The organism is Alsobacter metallidurans (genome assembly GCF_014636935.1).
GTDB lineage: Bacteria > Pseudomonadota > Alphaproteobacteria > Rhizobiales > Beijerinckiaceae > Alsobacter > Alsobacter metallidurans.
The window spans coordinates 356901-372592 of sequence record NZ_BMES01000001.1; the positions used below are offsets into that span (position 1 = coordinate 356901).

Annotated in this window: 16 protein-coding genes and 1 tRNA gene; 7 read left to right on the forward strand and 10 right to left on the reverse strand. The window is 68.5% G+C overall.

The annotated features are described in order from the left end of the window. Positions 1–831: 831 nt before the first annotated feature. Positions 832–1404 carry a glutathione peroxidase gene (locus IEV99_RS01530; protein WP_188515975.1) on the reverse strand — a complete coding sequence of 191 codons (573 nt, stop codon included), beginning with the start codon at positions 1402–1404 and terminating at the stop codon, positions 832–834. 123 nt (positions 1405–1527) lie between these two features. Between IEV99_RS01530 and hemW the strand changes: the two genes are divergently transcribed. Beyond that, positions 1528–2691 (forward strand): radical SAM family heme chaperone HemW, encoded by a 1164-nt coding sequence (hemW, locus tag IEV99_RS01535; protein ID WP_188515976.1) that lies wholly within the window; start codon positions 1528–1530, stop codon positions 2689–2691. 5 nt (positions 2692–2696) lie between these two features. Here the strand turns inward: hemW and IEV99_RS01540 are convergent, their stop codons facing one another. After that, the gene (locus tag IEV99_RS01540) at positions 2697–4196 is read right to left on the reverse strand and encodes an NAD(P)/FAD-dependent oxidoreductase (RefSeq protein ID WP_188515977.1); all 1500 of its coding nucleotides are present in this window, start codon (positions 4194–4196) and stop codon (positions 2697–2699) included. A 17-nt stretch (positions 4197–4213) separates the two neighbouring features. After that, positions 4214–4720, reverse strand: a complete 507-nt coding sequence (locus IEV99_RS01545) for a GtrA family protein (protein WP_188515978.1) — start codon at positions 4718–4720, stop codon at positions 4214–4216. A 188-nt stretch (positions 4721–4908) separates the two neighbouring features. On the opposite strand from IEV99_RS01545, the gene IEV99_RS01550 reads away from it, so the two are divergent. Further along, on the forward strand, positions 4909–6690 hold the full coding sequence (locus IEV99_RS01550) for a hypothetical protein (RefSeq protein WP_188515979.1): 1782 nt from the start codon (positions 4909–4911) through the stop codon (positions 6688–6690). A gap of 28 nt (positions 6691–6718) precedes the next feature. Beyond that, positions 6719–7573 carry a penicillin-insensitive murein endopeptidase gene (gene mepA / locus IEV99_RS01555; protein ID WP_188515980.1) on the forward strand — a complete coding sequence of 285 codons (855 nt, stop codon included), beginning with the start codon at positions 6719–6721 and terminating at the stop codon, positions 7571–7573. Positions 7574–7597: 24 nt separating this feature from the next. Here the strand turns inward: mepA and IEV99_RS01560 are convergent, their stop codons facing one another. The 3 genes from IEV99_RS01560 to IEV99_RS01570 all read right to left on the reverse strand — a co-directional run bounded on the left by IEV99_RS01560 (position 7598) and on the right by IEV99_RS01570 (position 9218). Continuing rightward, positions 7598–8101 (reverse strand): TIGR00645 family protein, encoded by a 504-nt coding sequence (locus tag IEV99_RS01560; RefSeq protein WP_188517593.1) that lies wholly within the window; start codon positions 8099–8101, stop codon positions 7598–7600. 59 nt (positions 8102–8160) lie between these two features. Then, positions 8161–8817, reverse strand: a complete 657-nt coding sequence (msrA, locus tag IEV99_RS01565; protein WP_188515981.1) for a peptide-methionine (S)-S-oxide reductase MsrA — start codon at positions 8815–8817, stop codon at positions 8161–8163. A gap of 80 nt (positions 8818–8897) precedes the next feature. Beyond that, positions 8898–9218, reverse strand: coding sequence for a PetM family of cytochrome b6f complex subunit 7 (locus IEV99_RS01570; RefSeq protein WP_188515982.1), 321 nt, complete (start codon positions 9216–9218; stop codon positions 8898–8900). Positions 9219–9390: 172 nt separating this feature from the next. On the opposite strand from IEV99_RS01570, the gene IEV99_RS01575 reads away from it, so the two are divergent. Next, positions 9391–9480, forward strand: a tRNA-Ser gene (locus IEV99_RS01575). A 119-nt stretch (positions 9481–9599) separates the two neighbouring features. After that, entirely contained in the window at positions 9600–9830 is a 231-nt protein-coding gene (locus IEV99_RS01580; RefSeq protein WP_188515983.1) for a BrnA antitoxin family protein, read from the forward strand. Positions 9831–9843: 13 nt separating this feature from the next. Here IEV99_RS01580 and lhpI read toward each other — a convergent pair whose 3' ends face one another. From lhpI to sppA, 4 genes are all read right to left on the reverse strand, one after another. Continuing rightward, positions 9844–10797, reverse strand: a complete 954-nt coding sequence (gene lhpI / locus IEV99_RS01585) for a bifunctional Delta(1)-pyrroline-2-carboxylate/Delta(1)-piperideine-2-carboxylate reductase (RefSeq protein WP_188515984.1) — start codon at positions 10795–10797, stop codon at positions 9844–9846. 33 nt (positions 10798–10830) lie between these two features. Continuing rightward, positions 10831–11169: a lipopolysaccharide assembly protein LapA domain-containing protein gene (locus IEV99_RS01590; protein WP_188515985.1), complete on the reverse strand. Its 339-nt coding sequence runs from the start codon at positions 11167–11169 to the stop codon at positions 10831–10833. Between the two features lie 71 nt (positions 11170–11240). Next, positions 11241–11567: an integration host factor subunit beta gene (locus IEV99_RS01595; protein ID WP_188515986.1), complete on the reverse strand. Its 327-nt coding sequence runs from the start codon at positions 11565–11567 to the stop codon at positions 11241–11243. Positions 11568–11636: 69 nt separating this feature from the next. Beyond that, on the reverse strand, positions 11637–12599 hold the full coding sequence (gene sppA / locus IEV99_RS01600; protein WP_188515987.1) for a signal peptide peptidase SppA: 963 nt from the start codon (positions 12597–12599) through the stop codon (positions 11637–11639). Between the two features lie 198 nt (positions 12600–12797). Here sppA and IEV99_RS01605 point away from each other — a divergent pair, with 198 nt between their 5' ends. Next, positions 12798–14120, forward strand: a complete 1323-nt coding sequence (locus IEV99_RS01605) for a bifunctional folylpolyglutamate synthase/dihydrofolate synthase (RefSeq protein WP_188515988.1) — start codon at positions 12798–12800, stop codon at positions 14118–14120. 84 nt (positions 14121–14204) lie between these two features. Then, the gene (locus IEV99_RS01610) at positions 14205–15692 is read left to right on the forward strand and encodes a phospholipase D-like domain-containing protein (protein ID WP_244643449.1); all 1488 of its coding nucleotides are present in this window, start codon (positions 14205–14207) and stop codon (positions 15690–15692) included.

The window sequence follows — 15692 nt, forward strand, 5'->3', positions numbered from 1 at the left end:
AAGGACGCCTCGCCGTCATTGCGAGCCGGAGGCGAAGCAATCCAGTCTAAAGGCCGGGCGCGACGCCCGGCGGTGGGGCTGCTCCCAACCGCCTGGATTGCTTCGCTGCGCTCGCAATGACGGCGAGGCGCTGCATGGTCGTGCGCGTCCCTCTCCCGGGGGGAGAGGGAACACGCCCGCAATATGAAAATAATCCTTGACATTCCGCCCCGTTTCCCGCACCATTGCGCCACTCTCGACCCAGGGAGGGGGCGCTTCCGGAGCGGTCCGTTGCGGGGTCGGGGCGCGGCGCCTGCGCGGGTGGGATACCGGACCCACCCTCCCGGGAGGCCTTTCCGGAGCGGCCGAAGGATGGGTTCGGGGGTAAAAGCCCGGCAAGCCCGCCTATCGGCAGTCAGCCCGCCCGCCCCACACTACGGTGGGGCCGTGGACGCGGCCACCTTAACACCCTCGCGGTCGCTGCCCACAAGGAGCGGCCCCGAGGAAGGAGCGCGGGTCGGAAAGGTTCAAAATCGCCGGTCGCGAGGCGTCGGCCCGTCCGAATCCTACGCGTAAAACCCATGATGGGCCGGCGCCTCGCGGCGCCCCTCCACCAGATTGCCTCACCTCCGCCCGGGCGGAGAACGCGCACTCGTGCCCACCTCGAAGGCTCACACTTCTCCGCCGTCATCCCCGGCGGCGCGGAGCGCCGGGAAGGGGATCCAGGGGCCAAGGCCCGCACGGGACCCAGTCCCCTGGATCTCCTTCCCGACCCGCTTCGCGGGTCGCCGGGGATGACAGCGGCGGGAAACGGGCGCCTTCACCACACACGCGAGAAAGCCCAGCACGCCCTCACGCAGTCTTGGCCAGCTCCCGCTCGATCGCGGCGCGCACGGCCGGGTCGCCGGGCTCCACGCTGGTGGGGAACACGGCCGCGACGTGCCCATCCACGCCGACGAGGTATTTGTGGAAGTTCCAGCGCGGCGGGTCGCGGGGCTTTTCGGCCAGGGCCCAGCGGAAGAACGGGTGGGCGTCCGCGCCCAGGACCTTCGCCTTGGCGGCCATCGGGAAGGTGACGCCGTGCTGGCGCGCGATCCCGGCCGTTTCGGCCGAGGGGCCGGGCTCCTGCCCGCCGAAGTCGTTGGAGGGGACGCCCACCACGGTGAGCCCACGTCCCTTGAGGTCGGCGTACAGCGCCTGCAACCCGCCGAGCTGCGAGGAAAAGCCGCAGAACGAGGCCGTGTTCACCACCAGGATGGGCCGGGGCGCAAAGGCAGAGAGACGCAGTTCGCCGCCGTCCAGCTTGTCGAACGTGAAGCTGGACGCCGTGCGGCCGCTCATGGCCGGCGCGGAGGATTGCGCCAGGGCGCGACCTGCGGGCGCAAACGCCAGGGTGGCGAGGAGAGTGCGGCGGTCGAGAAGCATGGGGCGGCTCCGTCGAAAAATGCGCCAAGACGGGAGGCGCAGCATAAACCATTACGGGCGCGCAGGGCTGCCGGTTTCGCCATCCCGCTTGCCTTCGCGACCGCAAAGCCGCACATCAGCCCGATGACCGCTCAGCTTCCCTTCGACGCCGGCTTCGGAGTGTATATCCACTGGCCGTTCTGCGCGTCGAAATGCCCGTATTGCGACTTCAACAGCCATGTCCGCCACGCGCCCGTGGACGAGGCCCGCTACGTGGCGGCCTTTGCGCGGGAGATCGCCCACCAGGCCGCGCTGGCGCCGGGCCGCACCGTGTCGACCATCTTTCTGGGCGGCGGCACGCCCTCGCTGATGCAGCCCGCCACCGTGGGGGCGATCCTCGACGCGGTCGCGGCCAACTGGGCCGTCGCGCCGGACGTCGAGGTGACGCTGGAGGCCAACCCCACCAGCGTCGAGGCGACGCGCTTGCGCGGCTACCGGGCTGCCGGCGTCAACCGGGTCTCGCTCGGCGTCCAGGCCATGAACAACCGCGACCTCGTGGCGCTCGGGCGGCTGCATTCGGCCGAGGAGGCCATGGCGGCCGTGGAGGTCGCCGCGGGCGTGTTCGACCGCTACTCCTTCGACCTCATCTACGCCCGGCCCGACCAGACGCCCGCCGCCTGGGCGGCCGAGCTCAAGGACGCCATCGGCCGCGCCGCCGAGCACCTGTCGCTGTACCAGCTCACCATCGAGCCCGGCACGATGTTCGAGCGCCTGCGCGACGCCGGCAAGCTCGTGGTGCCGGACGCCGACGCGGCCCGCGCGCTCTACGAGACCACCCGCGAGGTATGCGAACAGCACGGCCTGCCGGCCTACGAGATTTCCAACCACGCCCGCCCGGGCGCGGAATGCCGCCACAACCTCGTGTACTGGCGCTACGGCGAATATGCGGGCGTCGGCCCCGGCGCGCATGGCCGCCTCGGGACGGCCTCGGGCCGGCTGGCGCTCTCCACCGAGCTCGTGCCGGAATCCTGGCTCGCCCGCGTCGAGAGCGAGGGCCACGGCGTCACGGAGGTGGAGCGGCTGTCGGCCGAAGCCCAGGGCGACGAATTCCTGCTGATGGGCCTGCGGCTCGTGGAAGGCGTCGATCCGGCCCGCTACGCGGCGCTGGCCGGGCGCGGTCTCGACCCGCGCCGGGTCGAGGATCTCGCCCGCGACAACCTCGTGGAGCGCACGCCCGAGGGCCGCATCCGGGTCACCCCGGAGGGCTTCCCGGTGCTCGACGCCATCGTGGCGGACCTGGCCGCCTAGGCGGCTTACGCGACCTTGCGCGGCACCAGCCGCTCGGAGGCCAGCGCCTGCTGCGCGCCGGACTCGCCGGACTCGTGGTACTCGGCGTCCTCGTTGACGTCCCAGATGTCGTAGAGGCGCTCGCCGGTCAGGATGTTGCGGACCGTCAGCATGGCGGTCATCATCGCGTGGTCCTGGTTGTTGTACTTGTGCATGCCGTTTCGGCCGACAAGATGCAGCGTCGGGAAGCGCGTCTCGAGATCGAGCCGCACCAGGCCGACATGCTCCTTGTAGTCGTCGTCATAGACCGGGTAGGCCTTGGCCTGCCGCACCACGCAGGCGTCCACCACCTCATCCTCGCGCACCAGGCCGATCTTGGCGATCTCGGCCTTGGCGAGCGCGATCAGCTCCTCGTCCGGGGCCGCCCACACGCCGTCGCCCTCGAAGCAGAAATATTCGAGGCCGAGGCAGGCGAGGTTGGGGTCCGGCACCATCTCGGGCGACCAGGAGCGGAAGTTCTGGATGCGGCCGACCTTCACGGACGGGTCGTGGATGTAGATCCAGTTGTCCGGGAACAGGTCCTGGCGCGTCGTGATCAACGCGACGGTGAGGAAGTCGCGGTAGCGCAGCGCCCGGGCGCTGAACAGCGATATCGGCGTCGGCTTGATGGCGTTGGTCAGCTCGGTGATCGGGGCGGACGAGATCACGTGGTCGGCCGTGAAGGTCTCGACGGAGCCGTCGCCGCGCGTGGCCGTCACGGTCCACAGCCGGGCGTTCTCGTCCCACTCCATGGAGGCGAGCGAGCGATCCATCAGGATCTCGCCGCCCTGCTCGCGCGTCTTGCGCGCCGCCGCGTCCCACATCATGCCGGGACCCTTGCGGGGATACTGGAACGACTCGATCAGAGTCTTGATGACCTCGCCGTCCTTCTGCTTCGGCTTGCCCCGGAAGGTGCGGGTCAGCGCATTCATGACGGCCGAGCCGAGGCTCAGGCCCTTGATGCGCTGGGCGGCCCAGTCCGCCGAGATCTCGTCGCAGGACATGCCCCACACCTTCTCGGTGTAGGTTTTGAAGAAGATTGAGAACAGCCGCTCGCCAAACGCGTTGCGCACCCACTGGTGGAACGTGCGGGGGTTCTCGATGGGCCGCAGCTTGGCCAGCCCGTAGCTCGCCATGCACAGCGCGCTCTGGAACACGCCAAGGTTCCAGAGGGCCTCGAAGGCTTTCAGCGGATACGAGTAGAGCTTGCCCTTGTAGTAGATGCGCGAGATGCGCGGCCGCTCGATGAAGTCGTCCGGCAGGATCTCCTTCCAGAGATCGACCACCTCTTTTGCCTTGGAGAAAAAGCGGTGGCCGCCGATGTCGAACAGGAAGCCCTTGTAGTTCACCGTGCGGCTGATGCCGCCCACCATCGTGGGGTCGCGCTCCAGCACTGTGACGCTGCGCCCTTCCTTGGTGAGCAGGTAGGAGGCTGTCAGGCCGGCCGGGCCGGCGCCGACGATAAGAACTTCGCTGTGCTGCGGCATGGAATGAACCTCGGAAATCAAGAAACGGCCCGAGCGGGCTTGAATGCGTAGAAGCGATGGCCGGCGAAGCCCGCGAAGGCAGCGAGCCCGGCCCCGGCCAACAGGGCGAAGAGCCGCGGCAGCGTGGGAACCGAGTAGACGATCGACAGGAACACCGCGTAGCTGAAGCCCTGCGCCATCAGGGCGACGGCCGCGTAGCGCACCGCCTCGGCGACCTGCCGGCGACCGCTCGCCGCGAAGGTGACGCTGCGGTTGAGGCGCCAGGTCACCATCGTGGCGGCCAGCAGCGACAGGGCGCGTGATAGCTCGGGAGCCACATGCGCATGGTCGAGCGCCGAAAAAATCGACGCGTCGACCGCGAGGCCGACGACGCCCACGCTCAGAAACTTCGCGAACCCCTGGGCGAGAGGGTGAGCCAGGAGCGAGGAAAGGCGCGGACCGACAAACCGCGCCGCGAACGTCTCCCGCGGGGGGGCGGCGCCGAGCGCGATGGAAGTACGCGCCAGTGCTGTTGCTTCCTGCATGCAAACGCCCTTCTTGGCCCGGCAGTGGTCCAGCGACCCATTCCCGACCTTTCTAGAAGGCAAGCTTGGAATTTTCGGTAAACGGACCCGCGCGTTCCTGCGCCATCTCGATCGCGAGAGCGCACGCGCTTAACGGAGATGAAATTCAATCCCGGTAGACCTGCAGGCGTTGTTTGCAGGACTTTTCAATGACCGACCTCAGCCACGCCGCCCCCCGGAGGTCAGCGGAAGGCCTGCTTGGGAACGGGGCCGTGATGGTTCTGTTCTGCTGGGCCCTCGCTGCGGCCATGCGCTTCGGCTCGGTGGACCATGTCGGCATCCGGTTCAACGACACCGATGATGCGAGCCGTCTCTCTCAGGTCCGAGACCTCCTCAACGGCCAGGGTTGGTTCGATCTCGTCCAGCACAGGCTCGATCCCGCATTCCCGGTCCCGATGCATTGGTCGCGCCTCGTCGACGCGCCGATCGCGATATTGATCCTCTTCTGTGAACGGTTCACGGACGTCGCGGCGGCCGAGCGCCTGGCCATGACGGTCTGGCCCTTGATCGTCCTGCTCGCCGCGATGGCTGCAGTCTGGTCGGTTGCCGTCCGGATCGGCGGCGTGCTCGCGGGCGCGCCTGCCGTGTTGCTGCTGGCCTTTGGGCTGTCGGTGCTTTGGCAATTCGACCCTGGGCGGATCGATCACCACAACGTTCAGGTCGTCCTGTCGCTGCTTATGTTCGCGGCCGTTTTCGGCCAGTCACGCAGGGCCGGCGCCCTGGCGGGGCTCATCTGCGCCCTGATGCTCGCCATCGGGCTCGAAACCATCCTGCTGTTGGCGAGCGCGAGCTTGGCGGCGGTATATCGCTGCCTGATGGAGCCGCAATCGCGCACATGGGCGAGGGCGTTCGGGACCTCTCTTGCGGCCGGCGGCATAGGTCTGATGCTCACGACCGTGCCGCCCGCATTGTGGCAGGTCGGCGTCTGCGATTCGCTCTCGGCCAATTACGCGGCGCTCGCCGTTCTGGGCGGCGGTGGTCTTGCGCTCGTAGCGTCGGCCGATCTGCGCCATCGCCGGATGTGGATGGGTGGCGTCGCCGCCGTCTCGGTCGTGGTCTTCGGCTGGATTGAGCCTGCCTGCCTTCGCGGACCTTTCGGCCAGGTGGACCCGCGCCTCTGGCCGATTTGGCTGGACCATGTCGAAGAAATGAAGAGCGTCTGGAAAGCGCTTGGACCAGACCTGACCTCGATCACAGCCATGCTCTCCGGGCCTGTGCTGGCGCTCGGGGCGAGCTTGTTCCTTCTTCGGCTGCCCGAAATGCGGCGAAGCCCGGCGTATTGGGCTTATGTCGCCTCGTTCTCGGCGTCATTCGCGATCGGCTGTTTTCAGATCCGAACCCTGTTCTACGCCAACATGTTGGCGATCCCGCTGATCGCCGCCGCCATCGCGCTGGTGTGCAGGATGGCGGCCGACACAGGCCGATCCGCCATTCTGGTCTTGGTCGCCGCCGTCCTGGCGACCAACAATTCCAGCGTCGTGCTCGCGGCCGTCTCGCTCCTGCCGCAGGCGCCTGCCAAAGCGGTCGCAACCCAAAGCGACGAACGCTCCCGCGCCTGCATGGACTTGCGGGAATACGCCGGGCTCGCCCGCGAACCGGCCGCCCTGGTGTTGAGCACCCTCGACATGGGCCCCTTTATCTTGGCGGCGTCGCCTCACGCCGTGATGTCGGCGCCCTATCACCGCCAGGCGACCGGCATTCTCGACGGACACCGCATTCTGGCGGCGGCTCCCGATGAGGCGTTCGCCTTGCTGAAGGCGCGGGGGATCAGCCTTGTCGCGCTGTGCTCACGCTCGCCTCACAATGCGCTCTATGCGAGCATGGCGCCGAACGGACTGCAAAGCCGACTCACGCGCGGCGAAGCGGTCGATGGGCTGCAGCCTCTCGAAACGCGCGGCGTGGTCCGCGTCTTCCGGGTGGCCGCGCCCTGAACGGCCGAACAGGCCTTTGGAGCGTCCCATGCGCCTGCTCGTGCTGATCGCCGCAAGCGTTTCCGTGCTGCCTCTTGCAACCCCCGCCCGCGCCGAGCCGCCCGCCAAGGAGCTCTTCGGCGCGGTCACCCGCCCGGCCGACATGCCCTCCCGGGTGCTCGGGTTCTACGCCAAGGGTTGCCTCGCCGGGGCCGAGGCGCTGCCGGTGGACGGCCCAGCCTGGCAGGTGATGCGCCTGTCGCGCAACCGCGCCTGGGGACACCCGGCGCTGATCAACTTTCTTGAAAAATTCGCCCGCGAGGTCCCGCGCGTCAACGGCTGGCCCGGCATCCTGGTCGGCGACATCGCCCAGCCCCGCGGCGGGCCAATGAAGACCGGCCACGCCTCGCACCAGATCGGCCTCGACGCAGACGTCTGGCTCACGCCGATGCCGAACCGTCCGCTGTCGCGCGCCGAGCGCGAAGACATGGCCGCCGCCGACATGGTGCGAGACGACAAGCTCGACGTGTCGCAGAACTGGACCAAGGGCCAGCACGCCCTGATCAAGGCCGCCGCGCAGAAGTCGCAGGTGGAGCGCATCTTCGTGAACGCGGCTATCAAGAAGGCGCTGTGCCGGGAAGCGACTGGTGACCGCAGCTGGCTGCAGCGGGTCCGGCCCATGTACGGCCACAACTGGCACATGCATATCCGCATGGCGTGCCCGGCCGGGGAGGCGGACTGCCAGTCGCAGGATCCCGTTCCGGCCGGCGAGGGCTGCGGCAAGGAGCTCGACTACTGGTTCTCGGACGCCGTGCTGCACCCGCGCCCCGGCGGCAAACCCAAGCCGCCTATGGAAATGTCGGCGCTTCCGAACGCCTGCCGGGCGGTGCTGAACGCACCTTGAGGCCCGGGGGCGAGAGCGGACGGATCAGTGTCCCTTAGAGTCGCCCGCGATCTTGTCCGTCATCGCCAAGACGATGCCCGAGCCGACGAAGACGAGGTGGATGATCACGTACCACATCAGCTCGCGATCGCTGATGTTCTTGACGTTCATGAAGGCTTTGAGCAGCTGGATCGCCGAGATGGCGACGATCGACGACAGGAGCTTCAGCTTCAGTCCGGTAAAGTCGATCTTGCTCATCCAGTCGGGCCAGTCCGCATGCGCGGAGGCGTCGATCTTGGACACGAAGTTCTCGTAGCCCGAAAAGATCACGATCACGATCAGCGAACCCGTGAAGGTGAGGTCGATCAGCGCCAGGACGCCCAGGATCACGTCCGACTCGGTGGAAGACGGAATGTTCAGCACGAAGTGCCAAATCTCCTGAAGCGTCTTGACCAGCAGGGCCGCGAGGCTGAACACCAGCGCTACGTAGAAGGGCGCGAGCATCCAGCGGCTCGCAAACAGGAAACGCTCCAAAAGCCGCTCGACCAAACCTGCCCCCTCAACTGGCAGCGAGCGCAAAATGCGCCCGCCGTATGCGTCGCCGCCGCTCAGGCCGCCGTCACGCCCGTGCCGATCGGGCACGCGACGCCCGTTCCGCCCAGGCCGCAATAGCCCATCGGGTTCTTCGCCAGGTATTGCTGGTGATAGTCCTCGGCGAAATAGAACGGCCCACCGTCCACGATCTCGCTCGTGATCGGCCCGTAGCCGTTTTGCGACAGCACGCGTCCATAGGCAAGCTTGGAGGCCTCCGCGGCGGCGCGCTGCGCGGGCGTCGTCGGGTATACGCCGGACCGGTACTGCGTGCCCACGTCGTTGCCCTGCCGCATGCCCTGCGTCGGGTCGTGGCTTTCCCAAAACGTTTGCAGCAGCGTGTCGAAGCTGATCACGCCCGGATCATAAACGACCAGCACCGCCTCGGTGTGGCCTGTCATGCCCGAGCAGGTCTCCTCGTAAGTCGGGTTGGGGGTGACGCCGCCTACATAGCCAACTGCCGTCACCCAAACGCCGGGCAATTGCCAGAACTTGCGCTCGGCGCCCCAGAAGCAGCCCAGCGCGAAAATTGCGGTCTCGAAACCGGCCGGGTAAGGGCCTTTCAGCGGGTTGCCGTTGACGAAATGAGTTTCCGCGGTGCGCAGCGGCGTCGCCCGCCCGGGCAGCGCCTCGGCGGCGGTGGGCAGGGCCGTCTTCTTGCGGAATGCGAACATGGGGGAACCTCGCTCCGATTGCGATCAGCCCCCAATGTGGGGTTTCACCCCCGAAAACGCGAGGGCGCGAAAACGTCACATCAGGCGCGCGCGTCGTAGCCGATGGGCTGCTCGGGCTCCAACGCCAGCCAGACGAACAGCAACCCCACGCACAACAGCGCCAGGGTCAGGGGCGCCCGCATCAGCAATGCGCCGCCATTGTCCCACAAGGTGAGCTGGCTCCGCCCCAGCAGCCCCTGCAGCCAACCCTGCGCGGCTGGCGCGAACCGGTCCAGCGCGGCTCCGATGGAGGTCAGGGTGAGCGCCGAGGACGCAATGGAGCGCGTTCCGTCCACGGCGGCGCTGACGAATGCCCCGGCCAGCGCCAGGTACCCGAGCACGCGGATCAGAAAGCGAATCATCGAAGGCTCCTCGCCAGCCCGGCCGCCGCGAATGGGCTGCTCCCAAGGGCTACCCGCCGCCGGCCCCCAACGCAACCCGCGACACGGACCCCTGGTTTCCGATCGCCGTTCCAATCGCCTTGCATCCGGGCGCACGATGATCTAGGAGCCTCCCCTGCGCCGCAACGCGCACGGAGGGGTGGCCGAGTGGTTGAAGGCGCACGCCTGGAAAGTGTGTATACGGGAAACCGTATCGCGGGTTCGAATCCCGCTCCCTCCGCCACTACCGCCCGCCGGGGCGAATTTGCGCTCCGCCTTCGTGACGATGCGCAGCGTCTCGCCAAGGCGGTAGACGCGTCCGAAGAAACCCACAGTCGCCGTAGCCGCTTCAGAGGAAGAACCATGATCGATCGTCCTCGTCGCGGCGTTGATCCGTTCAAGGCCGCCAACGCGGTTTTCAAGCCAAAGGACGCGGAGGCGACGCCTGCGCCGGTCGCAAAGCCCGTGGCGCCGCGCGCCAAGGAGACCGTGTCGCTGCGGCTGGATGGCGACGTGCTCGCGCATTACCAGGAGGACGGGCCCGGCTGGCAGGACCGCATCAACGACGCGCTCCGCAAGCAGGCCGGCCTCTAGTTCGGGCCGGCGCTCAGGCCGCGCCGACGCGCTTCCACACCAGGATGGCGGCCGCGAGATCTTCCAGCGACGCGCCGACTGACTTGAAGAACGTGATCTCGTCGTCGCGCGTCCGGCCGGGATGGCGGCCCGATGCAAGGTCGTGAAGGTCGGCGCGGATGTCGGCGGTCGTGATCACGCCGGCCGCGATGGGCTGGGCGAGGTCGCCGCCCTCCTTCAGGGCGCCGCCGCGCGTGTCGCAGAACAGGGTGGCCCGGCGTACGACGTCGTCGTCGGTTTCCCGCATCGACGGTTTGAATGCGCCGGCGCAGTCCACGTGAGCGCCGGTCTTAAGCCAAGCGCCGCGAACCAGCGCGGTTTCGCTGAGCGTGGCGCAGGACACGATGTCGGCCTCACGCACGGCGGCTTCGAGATCCGAGACGGCGCGCACGGGCAGGCCCGCTTCGCCGAGTTCGCGCGCGAGAGCCTGCGCCCGCTCGGGGCGATGATTCCAGAGCGCGATGTCGCCGAGCCTGCGTTCGGCCGCATGGGCGCGGATGAAGAAGGGCGCCAGCGCCCCGGCGCCCACCATCACCATGTGGGCGGCGTCCTTCCGGGCGAGGCTGCGCGCCGCCAGCGCGGACGCCGCGGCCGTGCGCCAGGCGGTCAGGCGCGTCCCGTCGATAATGGCGCGCGGCTCGCCCGTCGCGCCATCCATCAGCATGTAGGAGCCCAGCACGGCCGGCATCCCGCGCGCGCCGTTCTGCGGAAACACCGTGACGATTTTCGCGCCCAGAAAAGCCTCGGCCGCGGACGGCCCCGTCCAGGCCGGCATCAGCAGCAGCGTGCCTGAGCCACCGTGCCGCTCGACCTCGTGGTGATGGCGAACCGGCGCGACGATGTCGGAGCGGAACGCCTCCGCGAGCGCGTCCGCCACCGATGAGGGATCAAGGACGCGATCGACCTCGTCGGCGGACACGAATTGCATGGCGGTTCCGGCGGCAGGAGAAAGGGAGGTCGGCTAGTGGATCGCCGATACGGCCGGAAGGGCGCGCGATGCAGGGGCCTCCTCGCGGACGCGTTCGAGTTCGGCGCGGGTGCGGGCCGCCTCGCGGGCGTGAACCCGCGCGGCCCTGCGATAGCGCATCTGGCCGAACCAGACGCCCATCCCGCCGACAAGCACACCGATCGCGAGCGTCACGAGCAGCACCAGGAACAAGGGCGGGTTCAACGTCCAGTTCTGGTCGGACCAGCCCAGCGGATCGAGCTGGAGCACCACGGGCGTCTTGTTGGCCACCGCGAAGACGGTGAGCAGGAGCGCCAGGGGCACGAGCACGAGCGCTTTCAGAAATGTTTTCATCGCATCCGTCAATACAGCTGCAGGCCGTGCGCGACCCCTTTGGATCGCCGAACGGCCGCGTCATCGTCAGGTCAGCCGACGCTCACCTTGCGGGGCGCGGCGGCGCGCGCCGGCGTGGGCTCGCGGTTCAGGCGGACACGCATTTCCTTGCCCGCCTTGAACACCGGCACGAACTTCTCGGAAACGGGAACGTGCTCCCCCGTGCGGGGGTTGCGGCCCAGCCGCGCATCCCGCTTCTTGACCGAGAACGCCCCGAAGCCGCGGATTTCGACCCGGTCACCCCGCGTCAGCGCCTGGACGATTTCCTCCAGGATCGCATTCACGACGTTCTCGGCGTCCCGCTGGTACAGCTCGGGATAGCGCTCGGCGATTTTCTGCACGAGTTCCGACTTGATCATCGGTTCTTCCCTGGTTGCCCGCCAAACGTCATTTACCGACTATTTGATTGAAAAAACTTCGAAATTATATCATCCACGAGGTTGCCAGACGACCAGCAGCCCGTCAAGGACGGGCGATTGCGCAGAGTGCTCCACGGCGCGCAGCAGATTGGCCGCGGTATCGAGCCCGAATGCCCCCGCCACGGCTCCGGCCGCGCTCCACAGGCCGAGCGGGCTGCCGTCCTTCGGCTTCCAGTCGCGGATCGGCAGGTCCTTGCTGAGCTTCTTCTCGCTTTCGAGCCAGCTCACAGCCTGCTTCTCGCCGCCGATCTCGTCGATCAGCTTGAGCGGCAGCGCCTGCCGGCCCGTGAACACGCGGCCGTCGGACACGGTCGCGAGGCCGCCGGCGTCCATGCCGCGGCGTTCGGCGACTAGCCCCTTGAACCACCCGTAGGTATCGGCGATCAGCGCCTCCACGGCGGCCTGCGAGGCCGGCGTCGGCGGCTCGAACGGGCTCGGCGCGGCCTTCAGCGGCGCGGACTTGATGGTCTCCATCTTGACCCCGATGGTGTCGAGCAGCTTCACGACGTTCGGAAACTGGAACAGCACCCCGATGGAGCCCACCATGGCGGTCTGGCGCGCCACGATGCGGTCTGTCGCCAGCGCCGCGATATAGGCGCCCGAGGCCGCGATGCCGTCCACCACCGCGACGGTGGGCTTGGCGGCCGCGAGCTCGCGGATGGCGTCATAAAGCTCCTCGGAGCCCGAAACCGTGCCGCCGGGACTGTTGATGTTCAGCAGCACGCCCTTCACGGCGTCGGACTTCTGCACCCGCTTCAGGAGATCCAGCGTCTTGCGGTCGCCGGTGATCAACCCCGAGATCTCGACCCGCGCGAGCTGCGGCGCTCCGGCCACGCCCATCTGGCGACCCGCCACCGCGACGGCGGCGCCCACCACGGCCAGGAATACGGCCACGAACGCCAGAACGCGCCAGAAGGTGACCCGCCGCTTGAGGCGACGACGGTCGACGAGATAGTCGGTCTCCGACGACATGGAGGCGCTCCGCTGTTGTGCCGCCACGGCGGCCCTTTGGTTGTTCGTAGCCCCGCGCCGGCGGGAGGGCAACCGGCTGGGCCGCCGCGGCCGGTTTCGGCCAGCCGTGGTCGGCCGCGAGGTTGCGTCGCCCCTGGCCCGGCGCTAGTGGTCCGGTGACGCCAGCTTGCCGGCGATCATCACCCAGCAGGAGCCCGGATGGAGCCCTCGGACGCGATTTTGGCGCGCTTTCTCGCGCTTCATCCCAAGCTGATCGACCTGTCGCTTGGCCGGCTGCAGCGGCTTCTGCTGGCCCTTGGCGAGCCGCAGAAGCGCCTGCCGCCCGTGATTCACGTGGCCGGCACCAACGGCAAGGGCTCCACCATCGCGTTCATGCGCGCCGTGCTGGAGGAGGCCGGCCTCGCCGTGCATGTCTACACGTCCCCGCACCTGGTGCGATTCCACGAGCGCATCCGCATCGGCGCGCCCGGCGGCGGCCGGCTCGTGCCGGAATCGCTGCTGGTCGACGCCTTTCGCCGCTGCGAGGCCGCGAACGAGGGCGCGCCCATCACGGTGTTCGAGATCACCACCGCGGCGGCCTTTCTGCTGTTCTCCGAACAGCCCGCCCATGTGCTGCTGCTGGAAACCGGCCTTGGCGGACGCCTGGACGCCACCAACGTGGTGGACCGGCCCTTGGCCGCCGTTGTGACGCCGGTTTCACAAGACCATTCGGAATATCTGGGCGACAGCATCGCCAAGATCGCGGCCGAGAAGGCCGGGATCTTGAAACGCGGCGTTCCGTCCGTGATCGCCCCGCAGGACCATGACGACGCGCTCGCGGTGCTGGAGCGCGCCGCCGCCCGCACGGGCGCGCGGACATGGATTGGCGGGCAGGATTTCCATGTCGGCGAGGAGAATGGCCGCCTGATCTACCAGGATGACGACGGGCTTCTCGACCTACCGCTGCCGCGGCTGCCCGGACGCCACCAGCACGTCAACGCCGGAACCTCCATCGCGGCGTTGCGGGCCGCGGGCTTCGGCCGGCTGTCCCCGAAGGCGTTCGAGGCCGGGATCGGCGGGGCCGATTGGCCCGCCCGCCTGCAGCGGCTCGCCAAGGGACGGCTCGCCGCGCTGCTGCCGCCGGATGCGGAACTCTGGCTCGACGGTGGCCACAACCCGGATGGAGGCCGTGCGCTGGCCGCCGCCATGGCGGAGTTCGAGGAGCGTCGACCCCGACCGCTCGTGATGGTGGTCGCCATGCTGGGCACCAAGGATTCGGCAGGGTTCCTGGAGCCTTTCTCCGGGCTGGCGCAGTCCGTCACCGCCATCCCGATGCCGAGCCAAACGGCGGCGCGTCCGGCCGGCGAAGTCGCCGCGATCGCGCGCGCGTCGGGGCTTCAGGCCGAACAGGCCGACAGCATCGAAGCCGCGTTGACGCGCATCGGCGCGGCCGTCTGGCCAAGCCCGCCGCGCGTCTTGATCTGCGGCTCGCTCTACCTGGCGGGGGAGGTCCTCGCCGCCAACGGGACGCCGCCCACCTGACCGGGGCGGCGGCGACGGAACCGTGGCCGGAAAAAAGAGTTTCAGCCACGAGAGTTTCCCGTCGCGTCTTTGCCCCGTGAGCCCGTGCTGAAAATCGACGAATCCTACGCCGACCTCATCGAGAGCGACGCTCCCGCCAGGCGCGAGCCGATCCTGCAACCCGGCCGCAACTGCTGGCGCGTGGAGGCCGCGCCTCGCGCCGCCGTGCTGGTGGACGGGGCCTCCTATTTCGGGGCGCTGGAGGCGACGTTGCGCAAGGCGCGCCGCTCCGTGCTGATCGCCGGCTGGGACTTCGACAGCCGCATCCGGTTGCGCCAGGACGCGCCTGAGAGCGAATCGCCCCAGCTTGGCGAGTTCCTGCTCCAGCTCGTGGAGGCGAACCCGCAGCTCGAGGTGCGGATCCTCGTGTGGTCTGTAGCCGTCGTGCACGCGCCCAGCGCGCCGACCGAACTGCTGATCGGCCGCGAGTGGCTGAAGCACCCGCGCATCACCCTCAAGCTCGACAACACCCAACCGCTTTACGCCGCGCACCACCAGAAGATCGTATGCGTGGACGACAAGCTCGCCTTCGTGGGCGGCATCGACCTCACGGTGGGCCGCTGGGACCGCGACCCGCATGCGCCCGAGGATCCCGCGCGCCTCGACCCGGACGGCGAGCGCTACGACCCCGTGCACGACGTGCAGATGGCGGTCGACGGCGACGCCGCCCGCGCGGTCGCCGAACTGTTCCGGGCGCGTTGGACGGTGGCGACGGGCGAGACATCGCGCCCCGAGGTGGTGGCGCACGATCCCTGGCCGGATCACGTCGCGCCCGACTTCCGCGACGCCTTCGTGGGAGTCGCCCGCACCATGCCGGGCTATGCGGGGCGGTCCGAAGTCACGGAGGTCGCGACCCTCAACACGGACGCGCTGCTCGCCGCGCAACGCATCGTCTATATCGAGGCGCAGTATCTGACGACGCCTGCCATCGGCCGGGCGTTGATCCGGCTCCTGGCGAAGCCGGACGGCCCCGAGGTCGTGGTTGTGATGACCCGCGCGTCGCGCGGTTTCGTCGAGCATTACGCCATGGGCAGCAACCGCGACCGTTTGATCCGCCGCCTCAAACGCTCGGACCACCATGGCCGGCTGCGCGTGTGTTTCCCGGTCGTGACCGACCAGAAGGGCGAAGAGCAGCACGTGATGGTGCACGCCAAGGTCATCATCGTGGACGACGTGTTCATGCGGATCGGCTCGTCGAACCTGAACAACCGCTCGATCGCGCTCGACACGGAATGCGACCTCGCCATCGAGGGCATGCGCCCGGCCCATCGCGACGCTATCGCGCGGGTCCGCGACACTCTCATGGCCGAGCATGTCGGAGCCGACGCGGCGACGCTGCGGGACGCCGTGGAGCGGCACGGGTCCTACGTGGACGCGCTCGACGCGTTGGGCCATGACGGCCGAAGGCTTCATTGCTTCGAAGGCTGGCGCACCAAGGGCCCGACCCGGCCGATCTTCGGCACCTTCCTGCTGGATCCGCGCCGGCCGTTCTGGCCGTCGCGCCTGCGCCGAAAGCCGAAGCGGATCAGATAA